This is a genomic window from Nonomuraea rhizosphaerae, assembly GCF_019396405.1.
In the GTDB taxonomy this organism is placed as follows: domain Bacteria; phylum Actinomycetota; class Actinomycetes; order Streptosporangiales; family Streptosporangiaceae; genus Nonomuraea; species Nonomuraea rhizosphaerae.
Map to the genome: position 1 here is coordinate 1 of NZ_JAHKRL010000167.1, position 20,538 is coordinate 20,538.

General features: G+C 70.1%; 17 protein-coding genes. 9 read left to right on the top strand and 8 right to left on the bottom strand.

All coding sequences use genetic code 11. The features are described from left to right. Positions 1-120: 120 nt before the first annotated feature. Positions 121-1,377 (bottom strand): polyprenyl synthetase family protein, encoded by a 1,257-nt coding sequence (locus KME77_RS08195; protein WP_308250612.1) that lies wholly within the window; start codon positions 1,375-1,377, stop codon positions 121-123. Positions 1,378-1,784: 407 nt separating this feature from the next. On the opposite strand from KME77_RS08195, the gene KME77_RS08200 reads away from it, so the two are divergent. Both KME77_RS08200 and KME77_RS08205 read left to right on the top strand, forming a co-directional pair. Then, positions 1,785-3,134 (top strand): cytochrome P450, encoded by a 1,350-nt coding sequence (locus KME77_RS08200; RefSeq protein ID WP_219463586.1) that lies wholly within the window; start codon positions 1,785-1,787, stop codon positions 3,132-3,134. Beyond that, on the top strand, positions 3,131-4,687 hold the full coding sequence (locus KME77_RS08205) for a prenyltransferase/squalene oxidase repeat-containing protein (protein ID WP_219463588.1): 1,557 nt from the start codon (positions 3,131-3,133) through the stop codon (positions 4,685-4,687). Before KME77_RS08200 ends, KME77_RS08205 begins: the two co-directional genes overlap by 4 nt. A 10-nt stretch (positions 4,688-4,697) precedes the next feature. On the opposite strand, the gene KME77_RS08210 is transcribed toward KME77_RS08205, so the two are convergent. Further along, positions 4,698-5,723 (bottom strand): terpene synthase family protein, encoded by a 1,026-nt coding sequence (locus KME77_RS08210; RefSeq protein ID WP_219463590.1) that lies wholly within the window; start codon positions 5,721-5,723, stop codon positions 4,698-4,700. Between the two features lie 204 nt (positions 5,724-5,927). Here KME77_RS08210 and KME77_RS08215 point away from each other — a divergent pair, with 204 nt between their 5' ends. The 5 genes from KME77_RS08215 to KME77_RS08235 all read left to right on the top strand — a co-directional run bounded on the left by KME77_RS08215 (position 5,928) and on the right by KME77_RS08235 (position 11,176). Continuing rightward, complete coding sequence (locus KME77_RS08215) at positions 5,928-8,276, top strand: sensor histidine kinase (protein ID WP_219463592.1); 2,349 nt, start codon at positions 5,928-5,930, stop codon at positions 8,274-8,276. Then, positions 8,266-8,670: a roadblock/LC7 domain-containing protein gene (locus KME77_RS08220; protein WP_219463593.1), complete on the top strand. Its 405-nt coding sequence runs from the start codon at positions 8,266-8,268 to the stop codon at positions 8,668-8,670. Before KME77_RS08215 ends, KME77_RS08220 begins: the two co-directional genes overlap by 11 nt. Next, positions 8,667-9,056, top strand: a complete 390-nt coding sequence (locus tag KME77_RS08225) for a DUF742 domain-containing protein (protein ID WP_308250613.1) — start codon at positions 8,667-8,669, stop codon at positions 9,054-9,056. The genes KME77_RS08220 and KME77_RS08225 overlap by 4 nt, the downstream gene beginning before the upstream one ends. After that, entirely contained in the window at positions 9,037-9,624 is a 588-nt protein-coding gene (locus KME77_RS08230) for a GTP-binding protein (RefSeq protein WP_219463595.1), read from the top strand. Before KME77_RS08225 ends, KME77_RS08230 begins: the two co-directional genes overlap by 20 nt. 61 nt (positions 9,625-9,685) lie before the next feature. Continuing rightward, positions 9,686-11,176 (top strand): APC family permease, encoded by a 1,491-nt coding sequence (locus tag KME77_RS08235; RefSeq protein WP_219463597.1) that lies wholly within the window; start codon positions 9,686-9,688, stop codon positions 11,174-11,176. A 33-nt stretch (positions 11,177-11,209) separates the two neighbouring features. Here the strand turns inward: KME77_RS08235 and KME77_RS08240 are convergent, their stop codons facing one another. From KME77_RS08240 to KME77_RS08265, 6 genes are all read right to left on the bottom strand, one after another. Beyond that, a complete protein-coding gene (locus KME77_RS08240; RefSeq protein WP_219463599.1) occupies positions 11,210-12,820 on the bottom strand; it encodes a monocarboxylic acid transporter in 1,611 nt (536 codons plus the stop codon). After that, positions 12,817-13,176, bottom strand: coding sequence for a DUF485 domain-containing protein (locus KME77_RS08245; protein ID WP_308250614.1), 360 nt, complete (start codon positions 13,174-13,176; stop codon positions 12,817-12,819). Before KME77_RS08245 ends, KME77_RS08240 begins: the two co-directional genes overlap by 4 nt. 122 nt (positions 13,177-13,298) lie before the next feature. Further along, complete coding sequence (locus KME77_RS08250; protein WP_219463603.1) at positions 13,299-14,114, bottom strand: carbohydrate ABC transporter permease; 816 nt, start codon at positions 14,112-14,114, stop codon at positions 13,299-13,301. After that, on the bottom strand, positions 14,111-14,998 hold the full coding sequence (locus KME77_RS08255) for a carbohydrate ABC transporter permease (RefSeq protein ID WP_219463604.1): 888 nt from the start codon (positions 14,996-14,998) through the stop codon (positions 14,111-14,113). Before KME77_RS08255 ends, KME77_RS08250 begins: the two co-directional genes overlap by 4 nt. Next, on the bottom strand, positions 14,995-16,254 hold the full coding sequence (locus KME77_RS08260; RefSeq protein WP_219463605.1) for an ABC transporter substrate-binding protein: 1,260 nt from the start codon (positions 16,252-16,254) through the stop codon (positions 14,995-14,997). Before KME77_RS08260 ends, KME77_RS08255 begins: the two co-directional genes overlap by 4 nt. A gap of 34 nt (positions 16,255-16,288) precedes the next feature. Beyond that, the gene (locus KME77_RS08265; protein ID WP_219463606.1) at positions 16,289-17,452 is read right to left on the bottom strand and encodes a trans-sulfuration enzyme family protein; all 1,164 of its coding nucleotides are present in this window, start codon (positions 17,450-17,452) and stop codon (positions 16,289-16,291) included. A 44-nt stretch (positions 17,453-17,496) separates the two neighbouring features. On the opposite strand from KME77_RS08265, the gene KME77_RS08270 reads away from it, so the two are divergent. Continuing rightward, a complete protein-coding gene (locus tag KME77_RS08270; RefSeq protein WP_219463607.1) occupies positions 17,497-18,489 on the top strand; it encodes a LacI family DNA-binding transcriptional regulator in 993 nt (330 codons plus the stop codon). Positions 18,490-18,507: 18 nt separating this feature from the next. Beyond that, positions 18,508-20,517 carry a helicase-associated domain-containing protein gene (locus KME77_RS30225; protein ID WP_219463608.1) on the top strand — a complete coding sequence of 670 codons (2,010 nt, stop codon included), beginning with the start codon at positions 18,508-18,510 and terminating at the stop codon, positions 20,515-20,517. Positions 20,518-20,538: the final 21 nt, after the last annotated feature.

Here is a 20,538-nt window from a genome sequence, read left to right on the forward strand (position 1 = left end):
TCGGCCACAGGGTCACCGTCGAACCAGCGGCCTCCTGATCCAAACCTCCCCACGAAACCCTGACCGACGATCACCAGCCAGGGTCCGCTGCCGCCTGCCTGGCTGAGGTGGATTCACGTGTCAGCGGGTGCGGTCAATGGCGTGGGCGCACAGGTCGCGGAGGTCGGTGGCGTGCGGCAGGCACTCGTCGAGGATGCCCATCGCCAGCGCCATGTGGTGACGGGCCTGCTCCATCGCGACCGTCCTGCCACCGGCCTGTTCGACGAGGTGGGCGGCCAGGCGCACCGAAGCGTCATCCACCGTCCCCGAGATGCCGTCCCCCGGCGGCGACGCGCCGTCCATGATCCCCGACACGCCGTCCATCTCTCCCGAGGCGCCGCCCGCGATGCCCAACGCACCGCTCACAACTCCCGAGGCGCCGTCCAGTGTCCCTGCGGCGCCGTTCAGTGCCCCTGAGAACTTCACCACGCCCGAAGAGTTCAGCCCCCTTGAGGACCCGTCCGTGCCCGAGGCGCCGTCCACGGCCCCCGGGGAGCCGTCCACATCGTCGTCCATGACCCCCAGGGGGTCGTCCGCCGCGCCGGAGGTCAGGAGGGCCCTCAGGTCGCGGGCGGCCACCCCGTCGCCGGCGAGGGCGGCCAGGACGGGCAGGGTCTTCTTGGCGCGGCGCAGATCACCGTGAACAGGCTTGCCGGTGACCTGCGGATCACCCCAGATGCCCAGCAGGTCGTCGACGATCTGGAACGCGACGCCCAGCTCACGCCCCATCTCCCACATGCGTTCCCCCAGCTCGGGAGCCCCGCCGAGGACGACTCCGGCAGCGGCCGCGGCCCCCAGGAGGGCGCCGGTCTTGCCTGCGGCCATCGTGATGTACTCGGGGACGGACACCGCGCCGGGACCGCTCCAAGGGCGGTCCTCGAACGCCATGTCCTGCGCCTGCCCCTGCACCAGTTCGACCAGGGCGGTGGACAGGTATCCCATCGCGGGCCCGGCGGTCGCCAGGCGTGAGATGGCCAGGGCCAGCAGCGCGTCGCCGGCCAGGAGGGCGGGGCCGACGCCGTACGCCTTCCAGAGGGCGACGCGGTGCCGGCGGCGTTCGTCGAGGTCGATGATGTCGTCGTGCACCAGCGAGAACGCGTGCACCAGCTCGACGGCCACGGCGGCGGGCAGCGCGGCCTCCATGGTGGAGCCGGCCGCCTGTGCGCAGAGCATGGCGATGGCGGGCCGCAGCGTCTTGCCGCCGTCGCCGTTGTGCGGCCTGCCGTCGACGTCGGACCAGCCCAGGGTGAACGAGGCCATCCTGGCGCTCCAGGGGTGCAGGCCGGAGACGGCCTCACGCAGTGCCGGATCGAGCAGGTGACGGCAGCGGGCGATCACGTCGCCAATCGGTCGGGCAGTGGTGGGCTGGCCAGGATTCAAGAGTGCTCCTACCCGAGTGCGATCTTGAATTCATACCCAAGACCATGTGATACTCCACAAACGCACTTACTCTTGTCAGTAAATATCCGTCATGCGAGAGAGACGGAGCCCGCGCCCGACAACGGGACGCCACTACGGCGCAAAACACCGCAAACCCCTCATGGGTATGCCGGACCTACCGTCCGGGCAACACTCTGTCACCGATCAGTCACCTTGATCACACCTCGAAGATCATGTGATAATTCTGGCAAACAGTGACACTTGCTCAGTAGAGCGGACTTATCGGGCACATGATGCTTGAGCCGTCAATCACATATCTCGCCTAAGTGGGGATCGTCGCCATGTCGCTTGCCACGGACCCTCCCGTGACCAAGCCCCGAATCCTTCCCTTCCATCGAGTCGTACCACGACTGCTCAAGGATCCCGTCACCGAGCTGGCCAACATGGGCACCGAGGCCGGAGGGCGCATCGTCCGTCTCCACATCGGCCCGTTCCGCCCGTACCTCATCTCGCATCCCGACCACGTCCAGCAGGTGCTCAAGACGGACTCCGCCAACTTCGTCCGGGAAGGCATGTTCTGGCGGCCGATCCGACGGGTGACCGGCCGCAGCATCCTCGGCGACGGCGAGGGCTGGAGCTCCAGTCGGAAGATCCTCCAGCCGCTGTTCACCTCCAGGTACACGGCCTCGCTGGCCGACGACATGGCGCAGATCGTCGCCGCGCGCGTCGCCGAGCTCGACGGCCACGCGCGATCGGGGCGGCCCGTGGACGGCCACCACGAGATGACCACGATCGTCAACGAGACCATCGTCAAGGTGCTGTTCGGCGGCAGGATCCCGGGTGACGTCGCCGAGCGGCTGCTGCCCGAGCTCAGCACGTGCGCGACGACGATCAGTTTCCGGCTGCTGTTCCCGTTCGTGCCGTACTCGGTCAAGGTGCCCGGCGACCGGGCGTTCCTGGCGGCCGCCAAGAAGATCGACGAGATCGTCTACTCCCTCATCGAATGGGCGCGCAAGGAGGACACCGGCGGCAACGAGGTGATCTCGGCGATCCTGCGGGCCAGGATGCGGCAGGAGGGCGGGGCCGACCTCCGGCAGGTCCGCGATGACCTGGTCAGCATCTACGCCGCCGCGGCCGAGACGACTGCGGTGTCGCTGACCTGGCTGTGGCCGCTGCTGCACGACCACCCCGAGGTGCGCGCCACGCTGCAGGAGGAGATCGACCAGGTCGTGGGCGAGGGACCGGTCCTGCCCGAGCACGTCGCGCGGCTCACGTACCTGCGCATGGTGCTGCAGGAGCTGGTACGCCTCTACCCGCCCGGCTGGATCATCCCGCGGCAGGCGGTGGCCGGCACCGAGATCGGCGGGGTCGCGGTCAAGGCGGGCTCGCAGGTGCTGGTCAGCCCGTTCACGACGCATCGGCTGGCGGAGTTCTGGGAGCGTCCGCTGGAGTTCGACCCCGAGCGCTGGACGCCCGGCGGGAACGAGCGCCGCCACCGCTACGCCTCCATCCCCTTCGGCGCGGGCCCTCACGTGTGCCTGGGCCAGCACCTGTTCTTCCTGAAGGCTCCGCTCGTGATCGCCAACCTGCTGAGCAGGTACCGGATCGTCCTGGCGAACCCGCAACGCCTCACCCTCGTACCGGGCGCCTCGGTACGGCCGAAGGAGACGCTCATGCTGAAGCTGCTGCCCGCAGGCCGGACCGGCACGGCATGAACGTCGGGCATGTCGCCGCCCCTGGGGCGGCGGCCTCCGCCATGGCCGCGGACGCCCTGCTGGCCGACCTCATGTTCCGCCCCTGGGGCCAGGTGTCACCGTCGGTGTACGAGACCGGCCGGCTGGTGACGCTCGCGCCCTGGCTGACCGGTCATCACGAGCGGATCGCGTACCTGGTCGACTCCCAGGGGCCGGACGGGGCGTGGGGGGCACCGGACGGGTACGGGCTGGTGCCGACACTGAGCGCCACGGAGGCGTTCCTGGCGGCGCTGCGGCGCGACGACCCGGGCATCGACCACCGGCTTCTCGTCCAGGCGGTCAAACGCGGCCTCCGCACACTGATCACCTGGCTGAACAACCCCCCAGGCGAGCACCCGACCGCTTCGGCCGCGCTTCCCGACACGCCGGCGATCGAGCACATCGTTCCGTCCCTCATCTGCCTCATCAACCGCCACCTCGACGGCCATCACCCCCCGCTCCCCCTCCCCGACGGGATGAGCTACGACATGCTCGCCCTCGTCCGGTCCTGGATCGGCTCGGGCGCCGAGATCCCCGAGAAGCTCCTGCACGCGCTGGAGATCTGCGGCACGGCGGCCAGCGGCGCCTCCGCCGTCCGTCCCACCGCCATCGGCACCGTCGGCGCCTCACCGGCCGCGACGGCCGCGTGGCTGGGCGAGCGGGGCGCACACGAGGCGTGGCACCCGGCCCGTGGCCACCTGGAGGCGGTGGCGCGCCGCCATGGCGGTCCTGTGCCGGTCGGGGTGCCGATCACGGTGTTCGAGCGCGGCTGGGTGCTGAGCTGGCTGCTCAGGGCGGGGGTGAAGGTGGACGCGCCGCCGGAGATGGTGGCCGACCTGAGGGCGGCGATCGGCCCGGCCGGGACGCCCGCGGGCTCGGGGCTCCCGGCCGACGCCGACACGACGGCCGTGGCGCTGTACACGCTGGCCCTGCTCGGCATGCCGTACGAGCCGGACAGCCTGTGGGCCTTCCACGCAGGCACGCACTTCTCCACCTGGCCGGGCGAGCAGGGCGCGTCCGTCAGCGTGAACGCGCACGTGCTGGACGCGTTCGGCCAGTACGTGGCCCGCCGCCCGGAGGCCGCGGCCCGCTACGGCGAGACCATCGCCGACGTGGCGGAGTGGATCCGCGACCGGCAGGGGCAGGACGGGAGCTGGGCCGACAGGTGGCACGCCTCGCCGTACTACGCGACGGTGAGCTGCGCGCTGGCGCTCGGCGAGCATGGCGGCGACGCGTCGGCCGGGGCCGTGCGCGCGGCCGTCGAGTGGGTGCTGGCTACCCAGCGTCCGGACGGGTCCTGGGGCCGCTGGTCCGGCACCGCGGAGGAGACCGCGTACGCGATGCAGGTCCTGCTGCTGACCTCGTGGCGCACGGACCCGCGGTGTGAGCGCGCTGCGGATCTCGGGCTGGTGTACCTGTCGGTGGCGGACGGCGAGCACCCACCGCTCTGGCATGACAAGGATCTGTACGCGCCGATCGCGGTGATACGCGCCGCCGTGATCGCCGCCGCGCACCTGGCCGGAGGGGACCGCTGACCGGGAGGCGCTAGTCCTCGTGCGCGCCGAGGTCCTCCGCCAGTTCCTGGACGGTGTAGGCGTGCGTGTCCTTGGCCATGTACCAGCGGCCGTTGAAGGACACGCTCCTGCGCTGCCCGTCGGCGATGGCGGCCAGCTCGGCCGGCACGCCGGCGAGCGCGGCCCGATGGGCGACGTCGAGCTGGTCGATGTGCGAGGAGATCCGCAGGACGGCCTGGTCGGCGCTCAGGCCGGTGCTCTGCAGAATGCTGACGGAGTTGGGCTTGCCCTCGGTCTTCTCCCGCTCGAACGTCCTGATGTCGTTGGCCAGCCGCACGCACGCCGCTCCGAAAAAGACGGCCTCCTCGATCGCCGCCCAGTGCGCGGCGGCGGCGGAGCCGGGGCCGCAGACGGCCAGCGCGGCGGCCCACCAGGTGGGGAACAGGATCGTGAGCAGGCCGTTGGCCAGGTAGTCGTCGTACGAGGGCCACGGCTCGGCCCCTGACGCCCAGGCGCGTTCGCGGGCCATGGCCGCCCCGGCGATCGCCAGCCGCTCCCGCAGGTTGGCAGCGTGGACCCGCGCGCCCGCGTAACCGTGGAAGCGCCCGCACCACGCCTGCCAGGCACCCAGCACCTCCCCCAGAGTCCCGTCGTCCGGATCGGCCTGCCCGGCCGGCTCCCCGGTGAGCCCCGTACCGAGCCGCTCCAGGAAGGCGGTGAGATCATCGTCGGACCACTCCCCCGCGACGCCGTCGGCGATGTCGTCCACGCCGAAGAGGATCACGGTCAGCACCCCGAGGTCGGCGATCTGCTCTCGCGGGGCGAAGGGGAACGTGGCCGCGGCTGACAGGCAGCTGAAGGCGACCCTGCTGGCGGAGCTCTGTCCGTCGGCGTACAGGGCGGGGAAGGGGCGCAGCAGATCGGTGGCCAGCGGGACGACGTCGAGCGCGGCCCGCAGGACGGCGCCTCTGTCCTCCTCCGGGACGCCCGCGAGTTGGTGGGATCCCTTGAGCAGCTTGTCGGCGAGTTCGTTCCGAATGTCGAAATATGAGGGCATCTCTGGCTCACTGACCGGTCAGGATAACCGTATTGAGAACACACTTGACTAACCGAGTCATCAAATCGGATATTTCACCGCAAATGAATACTCTCGGTTGATACATGATCGCATTTTTGCTAAGGTTCCCAGGTCATCAGCGCCGGTATGCCACTGTTAGTCCTGGTGGTCCGCCATTCCAATGACTTTCACAGGGTAGGAACGATGCGCTTCCGCAATTCACGGCTGCGGACCAAGATCATGGCTCTGCTCCTCTCCCTGGCGGCGTTGTGGGCCTTCGCGGCGTGGGTGACCCTTCGTGAGGGTGTCAACCTCCTCTGGGTCTCCCAGCTTGACAACAACGTGATCAGTCCGAGCGAGCCGCTCCTCGTCGACCTGCAGCGCGAGCGTCGCCTGTCGATCATACGGCTGAGCGACGGGTCCGCCCGCTCCCGCAAGGAGCTGGAGACCCAACGGGGCCAAGCCGACAAGAAGCTCGCCACGTTCCTGGAGTCGGCGCGCGCCGGTGTGGTGGACCTGGCGATGGACGACGAGGGCGACAGCCGGCTCGCCGACGTGTTCAGTCGCCTGGACTCGCTGGGCGCGACCCGCCAGGCCGTCGACTCCGGCCGGATGAACAGGGTCGAGGCCACCAACGCCTACGCCGAGATCGTCGACTCCATCTACCGCCTCTACGGCTCGATGGCGACCCTCGACGACAAGGTCGTGGCCAAGGACATCCGCACGCTGCTCGCCCTGAGCCGCGCCCGCGAGGTCATCGCCCAGGAGGACGCCCTGCTGGCGGGCGCCCTGGCCGAGGGCCGCCTGACCGCCGCCGAGCGCGCGCAGTTCAGCCAGACCGTGGGCGCCTGGCGGATCCTGGCCCACCAGGCCGCCGCCGACCTGCCCCGGTCCGAGAAGGACGAGTACGACAAGGTCGCATCCGGAGCCTCGTTCAACCGCCTGCGCGACCTGGAGAACCTGGTCATGCAGCAGGACGTCGGCCTGGAGAGCGTCCCGTTCACCGCGGCGCAGTGGAGGTCGGCGACCGAGCGCGCCCTGACCGACTTCAACACCATGATCCTCGGCGGCGGCGACCGCGTGGTGGACCGGGCGATGCCGGTCGCCGTCGGCGTCGTCGTCCGGCTGGTCCTGGCCGGTGGCCTCGGCCTGCTCGCGGTCATCGCCTCGATCGTGCTGTCCATCACCACCGCCCGCTCCCTGCTGGCCCAGCTGCAGAAGCTGCGTGACGCGGCGCACGAGCTGTCCGACGACCGCCTGCCCGGCATCGTGGAGCGCATCGGCCGCGGCGAGGACGTGGACGTGGCCCGCGAGGCGCCGTCGCTGGAGTTCGGCGACGACGAGATCGGGCAGGTCGGCCAGGCGTTCAACACCGTGCAGCGCACCGCGATCAGCGTCGCCGCCGAGCAGGCCGAGCTGCGCCGCAGCATCCGCGACATCCTGCTCAGCCTGGCCCGCAGGACGCAGGGCCTGGTGCACCGGCAGCTCACCGTGCTGGACGTGATGGAGCGGCGGGAGACCGACCCCGAGGAGCTGAAGGAGCTCTTCCGGCTGGACCACCTGGCCATCCGCATGCGGCGCAACGCCGAGAACCTGATCGTGCTGTCCGGCTCGTCCCCCGCCCGTACGTGGAAGCGCTCGGTGCCGATGGTCGACGTGGTGCGCGGGGCCCTGGCCGAGGTGGAGGACTACACCCGGGTGACGCTGCTGCCGATGGGCGACGTCGTGCTGCTCGGCCGCGGCGTCGGCGACGTCATCCACCTGCTGGCCGAGCTGATCGAGAACGCGGTCTCCTTCTCGCCGCCGTACACGAACGTCGAGGTCGGCGGGCAGCTCGTGGCCAACGGGTACGTGGTCGAGATCGAGGACCGCGGCCTCGGCATGAAGCCCGAGGACCTGCGGGCGGCCAACGAGCGGATCGCCGACCCGCCGGAGTTCCGCATCACCGGCACCGCCCGGCTGGGCCTGTACGTGGTCAGCCGCCTGGCCGAGCGCCACGGGATCCAGGTGGTGCTCAAGCACTCCCCGTACGGGGGCACCACGGTCGTGGTGCTGATCCCCCAGGAGCTCGTCCAGCTCGACGAGCGGCCCGACCCGTCGGACGAGCCGCGGGCGCTGCCCCGCAGGACGGCGACGGCGACGGCGACCGCGCAGAGGCAGCGGCACAAGACGGCGCACGCGACGGAGAACGTCCGCAAGCTGCAGCCGCGCAGGGCCGCCGAACCCGTCGCGATCACCACGGAGACGGCCGCCGACCAGGCCACCGGCAGGGCCACCGGCACGACCACCAGGACGGACGAGGCGCAGGAGCCACCCGTGGAGCCCGCGACCGAGTTCACCCCTTCCGGCCTGCCTCTGCGGGTGCCGCAGGCCAATCTCGCCCCCGCCCTGCGTGACGAGGCGCCCGCCACGTCACCGACCCCCGAGGAGGACGATGACGAACGCTCGCCGGAGGAGATCCGCGCGATGATGGGCTCCCTGCAGTCGGGGAACAGGCTGGGCAGGTCGGAGGCGGCCAAGTTGGTCGGCGAGGAGGTGAGTGATGACGACTGATCTCAACTGGCTGCTCGACGATCTGACCGCACGGGTCAAGGAGGCCGAGCACGCCATCGTGCTGTCGTCCGACGGGCTGCTGATGGCCTCGTCGGCGGAGCTGGAGCGGACGGACGGCGAGCACCTGTCGGCGGTGGCCTCGGGGCTGCAGAGCCTGGCCAAGGGGTTGTCCGAGCACGTCACTGGCGGTGCGGTCAAGCAGACGGTGGTGGAGTGGCGCTCGCGCTTCCTCATCGTCAGCGCCGCCGGGGAGCGGGCGTGCCTGGCGGTGCTGTGCGCGCAGAACGCCGACATCGGCCTGGTCGCCTACGAGATGGCGATGCTCGTCGCCCGGGTCGGCCAGTACCTCACCTCGGGCGTCCGTGCCGAGGTCGTCTCCAGGGGTGATCGGTGAACACCCCTGGCGGCGTCACGGACGGGCCCACCGACGAGCACTGGATCGACCCGGAGATCATCCGCCCCTACGTGGTGACGCGGGGGCGGACCCAGCCGGCGCACGGCAGGTTCGACCTGATCTCCATGGCGCTGGCCGTCGGCCCGCTGCCCGGCCCCGACGCCGGGCTCGACCCCGAGCATCTCTCCATCCTGAGGTTGTGCCGCGAGCCCAAGTCGGTCGCCGAGATCGCGGCGCACCTGGACCTGCCGGCGGGTACGATCCGGGTTCTGCTCGGCGATCTGTTCGACCGGAAGCTCGTCTCGGCCCAGGAACCGCAATCCGAGGTGGACATGCGTGACGTGAACATGTACAGGGCGGTGCTCGATGGCCTTCGATCGCTCTGAGCGGCCGCGCCTGCCGACGGCGATCAAGATCCTGATCGCGGGCGGCTTCGGCGCGGGCAAGACCACGCTGGTCGGCGCGGTGTCGGAGACCCGGCCGCTGCGGACGGAGGAGGTGCTGACCGACCGCGGGATCGGCGTGGACGACGTCTCGTCGGTGGAGGGCAAGCGCACCACGACCGTGGCCATGGACTTCGGCCGCATCACGCTGAGCACCGACTACGTCCTCTACCTGTTCGGCACGCCGGGGCAGGAGCGGTTCTGGTTCGTCTGGGACGAGCTGGCCGAGGGCTCGCTGGGCGCGGTCATCCTGGCCGACACCCGGCGCCTGGCCGACTGCTTCCCGTCGGTCGACTACTTCGAGCGGCGGGGCACGCCGTTCGTGGTGGCGGTCAACTGCTTCGAGGGCTCGCCGACGTTCGAGGTGGCCGAGGTACGGCTGGCGCTCCAGCTCAACCCGTCGATCCCGATCATCCTGTGCGACGCCAGGAAGCGCGACTCCAGCAGGGAGGTGCTGATCGCCTTGGTCAAGCACTCGGCGAAACTCCGCGCGGAGCCCGTGGCTCCTTGACGTCCCGCCTGACGTCGGCGGACCTTTGCGGGTAGAGGGTCCGCAGGCGGGAGGCCGCGTCATGCCCGAGAACGAGCTTCTTTCCGAGCGGGTGGCGGGCGGGATCCTGCCACGCGTGCTCACCACGTTCGACATGGTCGCCATTTTCGTGGCGATCGTCCTGTTCATCACGAACGCGGCCGTGATCCAGAGCGCGGGCCCGGCCGCGTTCGGCTGGTGGATCATCGCGTTCGCCCTGTTCCTGATCCCGTGCGCGATCGTGACCGGCCAGCTCGGCGCCATGTTCCCCGGCGAGGGCTCGATCTACCTGTGGACCAGCAAGGCCTTCGGGCCGTTCTGGGGGTTCTTCGCCGGGTTCTGCGCGTGGTGGCCGGGCGTGCTGGTGATGGTCGCCACGGGCACGCTGACGATCTCGTTCCTGGGGTACGTCTTCCCGCCCGTGGGCGCGCTGCCGGTGCAGGCGCAGGGCGGGCTGATCGTGGTGATCGTCGCCCTGGCCGCCGTGCTGGCCGTGCTGCGCTTCCGGCTGACCCAGAACGTGGTCAACATCGTGTTCCTGGCGTACGGGCTGGCGATCCTGCTCATGCTCGCGGCCGGGGTCGCGCACCTGCTCGGCGGCCACGCGGCGGCGACGAACCCGTGGGACTTCGCGGCCTGGAGCCCGTCGGCCGAGCACGGCCTCAACTTCGCCAACTGGAGCTTCTTCGGCCTGGCCGTGCTGGCGCTGCTGGGCGTCGAGGTGCCGCTGAACATGGGCGTGGAGATCCGGCAGGAGCGCGCGGTCACCCGCTACCTGCTGTGGGGCTCGCTCGCGGTGATGATCGCCTACCTGGTGGCCACGTGGGGCGTGATGGTCACCGTCCCGGCGGACAAGGCGTCGCAGATCACGGCGGTGGCGGCGGCGGTCGGGGCGGGGCTGGGCGAGTGGGCGGGCAGGCTGGTGGCGCTGGTGCTGGCGGCGATGTTCTTCATCATCACCGTCGTCTACAACTACTCCTTCGCCCGGCTGATCTTCGTCTCCGGGCTCGACCAGCGGCTGCCGAAGGCCGTCTCGCACGTCAACGCCGCCAAGGTGCCGGACGTGGCGGTCTGGATCCAGACGGTGCTGGCGGCGTTGTTCACCGTGGCGGCGTTCGTCGTGGTGCCGTTCGCCTCGGCGACGCCCGCCGACGCCCAGACCGAGGTCTACAACGTGCTGCAGGCCGCGGTGACGGTCATCTGGTGCCTGTCGATCGTGGTGCTGTTCGTGGACGTGCTGATCATCCTGCGGCGCTACCGGGCCCAGTTCGAGGCGCGGCGGCTGGCCTCGCCGGTCGTCTTCTGGGTGGCCTCGATCGTCGGCGCGCTGGCCTCGCTGGTGGGGGTGGTCGCCACGTTGTCGGGGTCGTGGACGCCGCTGATCTCCAACGACGCCGGGTCGGTCAGCCTGCTCGGCGCGAAGGTGGCCTACGGGACGTGGTTCTGGCTGGTGGGCGGCATCGCGCTGGCCTCGCTGGCCGTCGGCGCGCTGCTGTACCTGGCCGGTGGCAGGCGAAGGGGCCCGGCCCTGTAGTGCCGGGCCCCTTCTGGAGGGGACCTGTGAAGGTCAGTGGTCGACGGCCTTCTCGGCGCCGACGCCGGTGAGCGAGCGGACCTCGATCTCGGCGTACTTGGCGGCGTTGTACTCCTTGCTCATGATCGTGCCGAGCCAGCCGAAGATGAAGCCCAGCGGGATCGAGATGATGCCCGGGTTGCTGAGCGGGAACCAGTCGAAGGCGGCCGTCTTGAACAGCGCCGTCTCCGAGCCGGACACCACCGGCGAGAAGATGACCAGCACCAGGGCGGAGATCAGGCCGCCGTAGATGGCGCTGGTCGCCCCGGCCGTGTTGAACCTCTTCCAGAACAGGCTGTAGAGGATCGCCGGCAGGTTGCCCGAGGCGGCCACCGCGAAGGCCAGGGCCACCAGGAAGGCGACGTTCTGCCCCTGCGCCAGGATGCCGAGCCCGATCGCGACCGCGCCGATGACGAACGCCGAGACGCGGGCCACCAGCACCTCCTCGCGCTCGGTGGCCTTGCCGCGCTTGAACACGTGCGCGTACAGGTCGTGGGAGAAACTGGAGGAGGAGGCCAGCGTGAGCCCGGCCACCACGGCCAGGATCGTGGCGAAGGCCACCGCTCCGATCAGCGCCAGCAGGATCGTGCCGCCCGTCGTGCCGAGGAACGTCTCGCCGATCGCCTTGGCCAGGAGCGGCGCGGCCGTGTTGCCGGCCTTGTCCGACGCGGCGATCGCCTTCCCGCCGACCAGGGCCGCGGCGCCGAAGCCGAGGACCAGGGTGAGCAGGTAGAACGTGCCGATGATGCCGATGCCCCACAGGACGGACTTGCGGGCGTCCTTGGCGGTCGGGACGGTGTAGAAGCGGATGAGGATGTGCGGCAGTCCGGCCGTGCCGAGCACCAGGGCGAGGCCGAGGCTGATCAGGTCGATCTTGCCGGCGAGGCCCTGCGCCTCGGTGCCGTACTTGAGGCCGGGGATGAGGAACTGGCCGTTCTTGCCGCTCTGCGCCGCCGCGTCGCCCAGCAGGGACGACAGGTTGAAGCCGTAGTGGCCGAGCACGAGCAGGGTGATCAGGGCGGCGCCGGTCATCAGCAGCACGGCCTTGACGATCTGCACCCAGGTGGTGCCCTTCATGCCGCCGAACACCACGTACACGATCATGAGGGCGCCCACGCCGACGATCGTCCACGCCTTGCCGGCCGGGCTGGTGATGCCGAGCAGCAGGCCGACCAGCGCGCCCGCGCCGACCATCTGGGCCAGCAGGTAGAAGATGCTGACGGTGATCGTGGACACGCCCGCGGCGGTCCTGACCGGGCGCGGGCTCATCCGGAAGGCCAGCACGTCGGCCATCGTGAACTTGCCCGAGTTCCGCATCAGCTCGGCGACCAGCAGCAGCGCCACCAGCCATGCCACGAGGAAGCCGATGGAGTACAGGAACCCGTCGTACCCGGACAGGGCGATGATGCCGGCGATGCCGAGGAACGAGGCCGCCGACATGTAGTCGCCGCCGATCGCCAGCCCGTTCTGCACGCCGCTGAAGGAGCGCCCGCCCGCGTAGTAGTCGGCCGCCGTCTTGGTCTGCCGGCTGGCGTAGAACGTGATGACCAGCGTAAGGGCGACGAAGGCCAGGAAGAGGATCGTGGCCAGGGTCTCTGACTTCACTGGGTCTTCTCCTCGACCTCGTGACGGAGCTTGTCGGCGATCGGGTCGAGCTTCTTCTCGGCGTGCCGGGAGTAGGCCCAGGCGATCCAGAACGTGGACACGAACTGCAGCAGGCCGAAGACCAGCGCCACGTTGATGTTGCCGAGCAGCTTGATGCCCATGAAGTCACGGGCCCACCCGGACAGCACCACGTACAGGAGGTACCAGACGAGGAACGCCGCGGTCATGGGGAACGTCCACCGCCTGAAGCGGTTCTTCAGCTCCTGGAATTCACTGCTCTGTTGAACTTCCTCATAGACGGATGCGTCATGTTCTCTAGTAGTCACCAGACCTCCACTGTGATGCGGATCACGCACAAGGTAAGAGCGCAACCTATCCGCCGTGGAGTACCTCAGGAGGCGTGTTCGGCGAGCCGCCGCAGCTCAGCGCCGGGTTGGGGAGGGGTTGCGGTGAAAGGTCCCATCCGTACGACGAACGGTCACCCCTTCACCGCCCCGGCCGTCAGCCCCTCGACGATGTAGCGGCGGATGGCGGCGAACAGCACGAGCGTCGGCAGCACCGACACCACCGTGGCCGCCGCCATGGAGCCCCAGTCGATGTCGTACTGGGTGATGAAGGAGTTCATCGCGACCGGGATCGTCTTGGCGTCCTCGCTGTCGATGAACGTGATCGCCAGGAACAGCTCGTTCCAGCACTGCACGAACGCGAAGATGAACGTCGCCGCGATGCCCGGCAGCATGACCGGGATCACCACGCGCACCATGGCCACGATCCGCGAGGCGCCGTCCACCTGCGCGGCCTCCTCCAGCGCGACGGGCACCCGCTCGTAGAAGCCGCGCATGATGATCGTGGAGAACGGCACGAGCATCGCCACGTACACGAGCATGAGCCCGGCCAGCCGGTTGAGCAGGTCGAGGTCGGACATCAGCAGATAGAGCGGCCCGAGCGCGATGAACAGCGGCAGCATCTGCGTGACCAGGAAGGCCAGCATGAGCGCGCCCCGCCCGGGGAAGGAGAAGCGGGCCAGCGTGTAGCCGCCGAGCACGCCGATCACCGTCACCCCCGCCGCCGCGACCAGCGAGACGAGCAGGCTGTTGAGCAGGTACGCGCCGAAGTCGGCGAAGGAGAACAGGTCGGCGTAGTGCTCGAACGTCACGTTGCCCGGCCAATACTTGATCGGCAGCGTGAAGATCTCGGCCTTCGGCTTGAGCGAGGTGACGATGATCCAGTACAGGGGGAACAGCGTGATCAGCAGCCAGACCCCGAGGACGATGACCTTGAGTGCGCGTCTCATCGTGCCTTCTCGAATCGGGTGGCGTTCATGTAGAAGACGCTGAAGGCGAGCAGCAGGCCGAGGATGAGCAGCCCGACCGCGCCGCCGCGGCCGTAGTCACCGCCGATCACCTGCTGGATGAGGAACGTGGTGATGATGTCGGTGCTGCCGGCCGGCCCGCCGCCGGTCATGGAGTAGATCAGGTCGGGGAAGTTCAGGATCCAGATGATCCGCAGCAGCACGATCAGCGCCAGCGTGGGCCTGATGTGCGGCAGCGTCACGTGCCAGAACTGGCGCAGCTTGGAGGCGCCGTCGACGTCCGCCGCCTCGTACAGCTCCTTCGGCACCGACTGCAGCGCCGCCATGATCATGATGGCGAAGAACGTCACGCCGTACCAGACGTTGGCCACGATGACCGAGGTCATCGCCCAGCCGGGGGTGGCCAGGAAGCCGATCCGCTGGTCGATGATCCCGGTCCTGAGCAGCAGGTCGTTGATCACGCCGAACTGCCCGTTGAACATCCACCGCCACAGCAGCCCGATCAGGAACCCGGACATCGCCCACGGGAAGAACACCCACGCCTGGTACAGCCCCCGGCCCCGGAAGTGGCGCCGCAGCAGCAGCGCCAGCCCGAAGCCGAGGAAGAACTGGAAGAACAGCGACACCGCGACCCACGTGCCGGTGTTGCGCAGCGCGGTCCAGAACCGGTCCTCGGCCAGGACCGCGCGGAAGTTCTCCAGCCCGACGAACGGGGTCGAGGTGATGTCGAACAGGTTGTAGCGCTGGAAGGCGATCACCATGCCGCGGATCATCGGGTAGTACGTGAACAGCACCACGAACACCACGCCGGGCAGCAGGCACAGCGCGATGAACCTGGCCTTGCGCAGGGTGAAGGCGGGTCTCACGAGACCTTCTTCGCCTGGTCCGTCCAGAACGCGTCCCACGACTTGAGCACCTCGGCCGTGGTCTTCTTGCCGGTGATCAGCGCCTGGGCGTCACGGTCGGAGTCGACCAGGAACTGCGACCAGCCCGGGTAGTCGACCGGCCTGATCGTGATCACCTGCTTGGGGTCCTGCTGCGCCTGGAGGTAGGCCTTCCACGCGCCCTGCGAGAACTGCGGGTCGTTCTGCGCCTGCTTGGAGATCGGGATCAGCGAGTTGCCCTTGGCGAAGGCGATGCTCTGCTTGGCCTCCGACAGGAACTGCACCAGCTTGACCGCCTCCTTCGGGTGCTCGCTGAAGGAGGTGGCGCCCCAGCCGGCGTAGCCGACCGGCTGGAAGGCGTACCCCGTCGGGCCCTTGGGGATGGGAGCGGTGGACCAGGCCTTGACCGAGCTCTCCTCGACCGTCTTGATCACCTCGGGGTCCTGGATGAGCATGCCGGTGACGCCAGAGGTGAAGCCCTGGACCATCTCCGGGTAGCCCCACGACACCGAGTCGGGTGGCGAGGCCTCCTTGAAGATCTTCACGAACAGGTCCATGGCCTGCGCGGCCTCGGGCGTGGAGAAGATCGTCCGCTTGTCCTTGAGGTAGAAGGACTTCTCCGGGTTCAGCTTGTCGCCGTTGTAGGCGCTGATCATCTGGACCACGTAGTCCGCGCCGCCCTTGCCGCCGCGGAAGGAGTAGCCGAACTTGTCGCCCGAGGTCATCTTCTTGCCGGCCTCGTACAGCTCCTCCCACGTGGTGGGCGGCTGGGCCATGCCCCAGTCCGTACGGTAGAACAGCGTGCGCTCGTAGAAGCCGTACGGGATGAGGAACGGCTTGCCGCCCACCTCGACCGCCTTCTTCTGGGCCAGCTCGGTCAGGTCGGCCCAGCCGGGCCAGTCGGTGGTGGGCAGCTCGGCCAGCCAGCCGTTGTTGGAGAAGGACTTGGCCGTGTGGTCACGCACCTCCAGCACGTCCAGGCCCTTCTTGGTCTGCAGGATCTGGGTGATCTTCTGGTCGGCGCTGTCCAGCGGGGGCGAGATCAGCTCCACCTTGATCGTCGGGTTGGCCTTCTCGAAGTCGGCCAGCAGCGTCTTGATGAGCTTCGTCCGCTCGGGGCTGGTCAGGCTCTCGATCATGCGCAGCCGCACCTCACCCGAGGACGACGAGCCGGAGCCGCAGCCCACGAGGAGCAGCGATGCGGCGGACAGGGCCGCCAGAAGGGGGGTGGATCTCATCTCGGTCTCCTGAGAGAAAAGACAGCGCTGTCAGTCACGCTAGGCGACCCGCACCCTCCAGCGCTAGCCCGAGGTCCTTGATCAGGGTGTCGGCGGGCTCCAGGCCGACCGACAGGCGCACCAGCCCGACCGGGATGCCCATGGTGGCCCGTACGCTCTCCTCTGTCGAGAGCGCGGGCGCGTTGACCAGGCTCTCGAACCCACCCCACGACACCCCGATCCGGAAATGTCGTAGCAAATCGAGGAAGGTGGCGACCTGATCGCGGGATTCGGTGTCCAGTTCCAGGCTGAACAGGCTGCTGAAGCCGGACATCTGGCGAAGCGCCTGCGCGTGCCCGGGATGTGAGGGCAGGCCGGGATAGTTCACCGCCCGCACCGCCGGGTGGTCGGCCAGGAAGGCGGCCACCGCCGTCCCCCGCTCCTGGTGGGCCGCCATCCTGACCGGCAGCGTCCGCAGCCCTTTGATCACCTTGGCCCCGTCGTGCGGCGACATGGCCGCCCCGTAGAGCTGGTACTCGGTCAGCGCCAGCGGCCTGATCAGCTCCGTCGAGCCGACCACCACGCCGCCGACCAGGTCGCTGTGGCCGCCGATGTACTTCGACAGCGAGTGCACGACCAGGTCCACGCCGAGCGTGAGCGGCTTCTGGAAGATCGGCGTCGACCAGGTGTTGTCCATCACGCTGACCAGGCCGTGCTCCCTCGCCCAGCCGGCCACCCGCGCGATGTCCACGACCGCGTAGGCCATGTAGGACGGGGACTCGAAGTAGAGTAGGCGGGTGCTCGCCGTGATAGCGCTGTCACAGCCTTGGAGATCGTCGACGTGCGTATGCGTGACGCCGTACTTCTCCAAGTAACGCAAGAACTGTGTGGTGGGCCCGTAGACCGCGCCGAGCACCAGCACGTGGTCGCCCGCCTTCACCAGCGAGGAGATCGTCGCGGCGATCGCGCCCATCCCCGAGCCGAAGCACTTGGCCCGCTGCCCGCGCTCCAGCGCCGCCAGCTTGCGCTGAGCCAGGTCGACGGTCGGGTTGGTGCCGCGCCAGTAGACGTAGCGCTCGTCCTCGTTCCTGACGGCCTCGCCCAGTTCGCCGGCCGTGGCGAAGGTGAACAGCGAGTTCTCGAACACCGGCGGGTTGACCGCGCCGAGCATCCACGGCTCGTCCTCACCCATGCGGCCGCAGATCCAGTCATCATCCATGTCAGCATCCATGGGGGCAGATTATGACAACCAGGGAGGGTGGCTTGAACACACCTAAGCCGACCATGGCTGACGTGGCGCGGCACGCGGGCGTGAGCTTGAAGACCGTCTCCCGGGTGGTCAACCAGGAGCCGCACGTGAGCGCGCCGCTCCAGCAGCGCGTGCTGGCCGCGATCAACGCGCTCGGCTTCCGCCGCAACGAGGCCGCCAGCCGCCTGGCCCGCCGCGCCACCATGCTGACCCTCGGCCTGGTCATGGAGAACATCTCCAACGAGTTCTACTCCCGCCTGGCCAAGGCCGTGGAGTCCGCCGCGGCCGAGCACGAGGCCCTGGTCGTGTTCGGCTCGTACGAGGAGCGCCCCGACCGGATGCGGATGCTGGTGGAGTCCATGTACGCGCGCGGCGTCGACTCGCTGATCATCGTCCCGTCGGCGGGCGATCACGGCTGGCTGGCCGAGCACGTCGGCCTGACGACCGTGTTCGTGGACCGCGTGCCGCGGGGCCTAGCCGAGGCGGACGTGGTGCTGCTCGACGACGCCAAGGGCGGCGCCCTGGCCACCGAGCACCTGCTCGCGCACGGCCACCGCCGCATCGCCCTGATCTCCGACGACGAGGGCCTCAGCTCGGTCCACGAGCGCGCCTCCGGCTACCGGGCGGCCCTGCGCGCGGCGGGCGTGGGGGTGGAGGAGTCGCTGGTGGTCCGCGGGGTCTACGATCCCGAGCTGGTCTCGCGCGAGGTGGAGCGCCTGCTGGAGCTGCCGGTCCCGCCGACCGCGTTCTTCGCCACCAACAACCGGGCCGCGATCGGCATCCTGCACGCCCTGCGTGAGCGGCCGGAGCGGCCCGCGTACGTGGGGTTCGACGACTTCGCCCTGGCCGGGGTGTTCAACCCGGGCGTCACCGTCGTGCGCTACGACGTGGCCCGCCTGGCCCGCGGCGCCGTCGACCTGCTGCTGAACCCCGCCCGGGACGCCCGCCGGGTGAAGGTGCCGGTGGAGCTGGTCGCCAGGGGCTCGGGTGAGCTGCCGCCGCTCTGACGGCGCTAGGTTGGGGAGGTGGCCCATACGGAAGCTGATCTGGCTCGTCTCCTGCGCAACCGGCCGGAGCTGGCCGCCGCCCCCTCCCTGGCCGTTCTCGATCGGCTGCTGGCGACGCCCGAGTTCGCGGTGCCCGCGCTGCTCGGCCTGGACGCCGACTGCCACGTCGTCAGCCAGGCGCTGCAGAAGCTGGGCGGCGAGGCGACCCGCGCCCGGCTGGCCGGGCTGCTGCGCGATCCCGAGGGACGGCTCGGCGATGTGCTGGAGACGCTGGCCGAGTGGGGGCTGGTGACCCTCGACGGGGACGACGTCGTTTCGCCGTACCCGGAGGGGCTGTGGGCCAACCCGTTCGGGCTCGGCAGGCCGCTGCGCGCGTTCGAGAGAAGCCTGACCGCCGAGGAGCTGAAGGCCGTCGTCAAGGCGTTGGGCGGGGAGCCGCGCGGGCGCAAGGCCGACGTGCTGACGCAGGCCGAGACGCTGCTGAGCGACGGCGCCGTCGTCCGCGGGGCGGCGGCCAGGCTGCCGCAGCGGGCCCTCGCGCTGCTGGAGACGATGGCGGCCGGGCAGCCGGTCTTTCAGCACGACGGCTGGTACGGCGCCGGTCGCGGCGGCCACCCCGTCGAGCGGCTGGTCAAGGCCGGGCTGGTGATCCAGGACGGCTGGGAGTACGAGCTGCCCGAGGAGGCCGGCCTGGCGCTGCGCGGCGAGGGCTGGAGGCCGGAGCTGACCGGGCAGCCCGAGGTGCCCAGCGTGGTGTGTGGCGAGGCCGACGGGGTGGCCGCCGCGCTGGAGGCCGTCGACCGGGTCGCGGCGCTGGTCGAGCTGGCGGCGACGGAGCCCGTCACCGAGCTGAGGTCGGGCGGGGTGGGCGTGCGCGAGCTGAGGCGGCTGGCCAAGGCGCTCGGGCTGCCGGAGCCGCAGGTGGTGCTCTGGCTCGACGTGGCGTTCGGCGCCGGCCTGATCGTCTCCGAGCTGGGTGAGCGGCTCATGGCCACCACCGTGGCCGACGCGTGGCTGGCCGGGCCGCCCGCCGCCCGGTGGCGGACGCTGGCCGGCGTGTGGCGGGAGCTGCCGCACGCGGCCACGCACCGGGTCCTGGGGTGCTGCGAGGAGCACCTGACGCCGCAGGCGCCGCCGTACCAGCTCGAGTGCGGGGCGGGCGACATCCGGCAGGCGGTCCTGCGGGTGCTGCGCACCCTGCCGGCCGGGCGGGGGGCCGGCGCGGAGGGGTTACGCCCGGCGGTGGACTGGCGGACGCGGGCCACCCGCGAGTACGCGCCGGCGGCGGACGCGTTCGTGGCCGCCGCCCTGCGTGAGGGCGAGTGGCTGGGGATCGTCCAGGACGGCGCGCTGACCGCGCTCGGCCGGGCGCTGCTCGACGGCGACGACGTGTCCGGACTTTTCCCGGCAACGTCGGCTACCGTCACGCTGCAGAACGACCTGACCGCGATCGTGGCGGGGCTGCCCGCCCCGGAGCTGACCGCGTTCCTGAACGGCTGCGCCGACCTGGAGTCCCGCGACCGGGCGAGCGTGTGGCGCTTCTCCGACCGGAGCGTGCGAAGGGCGCTGGACGCGGGCACGACGGCCGAGGGCCTGCTCCAGGAGCTGGCCCGCGTCTCGGACAAGGCCGTGCCGCAGCCGCTCGGCTACCTCGTCAAGGACGTCGCCCGCAGGCACGGCGCCGTCCGCGTCACCACCGCGCCGTCCGTGCTGACCTCCGAGGACCCGGCGCTGATCACCGAGCTGTGCGGGACGAAGGCGCTGCGCAAGCTGGCGCTGCGGCAGATCGCGCCGACGGTCGCGCTCAGCGCGGCCGGCCCGGCCGAGACGCTGCGCCTGCTGCGGCAGGCGGGTCACGCGCCGGTAAGCGTGGCGCCGGACGGCACGATCAGGGCCGAGCGTCCCGAGCGGCGCAGCGTGGCCGTCGAGCCCGGCGTCGAGGAGTGGGACGAGGAGCTCGACACCGCGGCCCTGGCGAAGGCGCTGCTCCAGGGCGACTCCGGCCGGTCGCGGCGGCGCAAGCGCTAGAGGCCCCCGGCAGACCCGGCG

What these genes read in the sequence shown, in the direction of transcription:
- KME77_RS08205 (WP_219463588.1), top strand. Translation starts at nt 3,131, where the DNA reads ATGAACGTCGGGCATGTCGCCGCCCCTGGGGCGGCGGCCTCCGCCATG.
- KME77_RS08210 (WP_219463590.1), bottom strand. Translation starts at nt 5,723, where the DNA reads ATGCCCTCATATTTCGACATTCGGAACGAACTCGCCGACAAGCTGCTC.
- KME77_RS08215 (WP_219463592.1), top strand. Translation starts at nt 5,928, where the DNA reads ATGCGCTTCCGCAATTCACGGCTGCGGACCAAGATCATGGCTCTGCTC.
- KME77_RS08220 (WP_219463593.1), top strand. Translation starts at nt 8,266, where the DNA reads ATGACGACTGATCTCAACTGGCTGCTCGACGATCTGACCGCACGGGTC.
- KME77_RS08230 (WP_219463595.1), top strand. Translation starts at nt 9,037, where the DNA reads ATGGCCTTCGATCGCTCTGAGCGGCCGCGCCTGCCGACGGCGATCAAG.
- KME77_RS08235 (WP_219463597.1), top strand. Translation starts at nt 9,686, where the DNA reads ATGCCCGAGAACGAGCTTCTTTCCGAGCGGGTGGCGGGCGGGATCCTG.
- KME77_RS08250 (WP_219463603.1), bottom strand. Translation starts at nt 14,114, where the DNA reads ATGAGACGCGCACTCAAGGTCATCGTCCTCGGGGTCTGGCTGCTGATC.
- KME77_RS08260 (WP_219463605.1), bottom strand. Translation starts at nt 16,254, where the DNA reads ATGAGATCCACCCCCCTTCTGGCGGCCCTGTCCGCCGCATCGCTGCTC.
- KME77_RS08265 (WP_219463606.1), bottom strand. Translation starts at nt 17,452, where the DNA reads ATGGATGATGACTGGATCTGCGGCCGCATGGGTGAGGACGAGCCGTGG.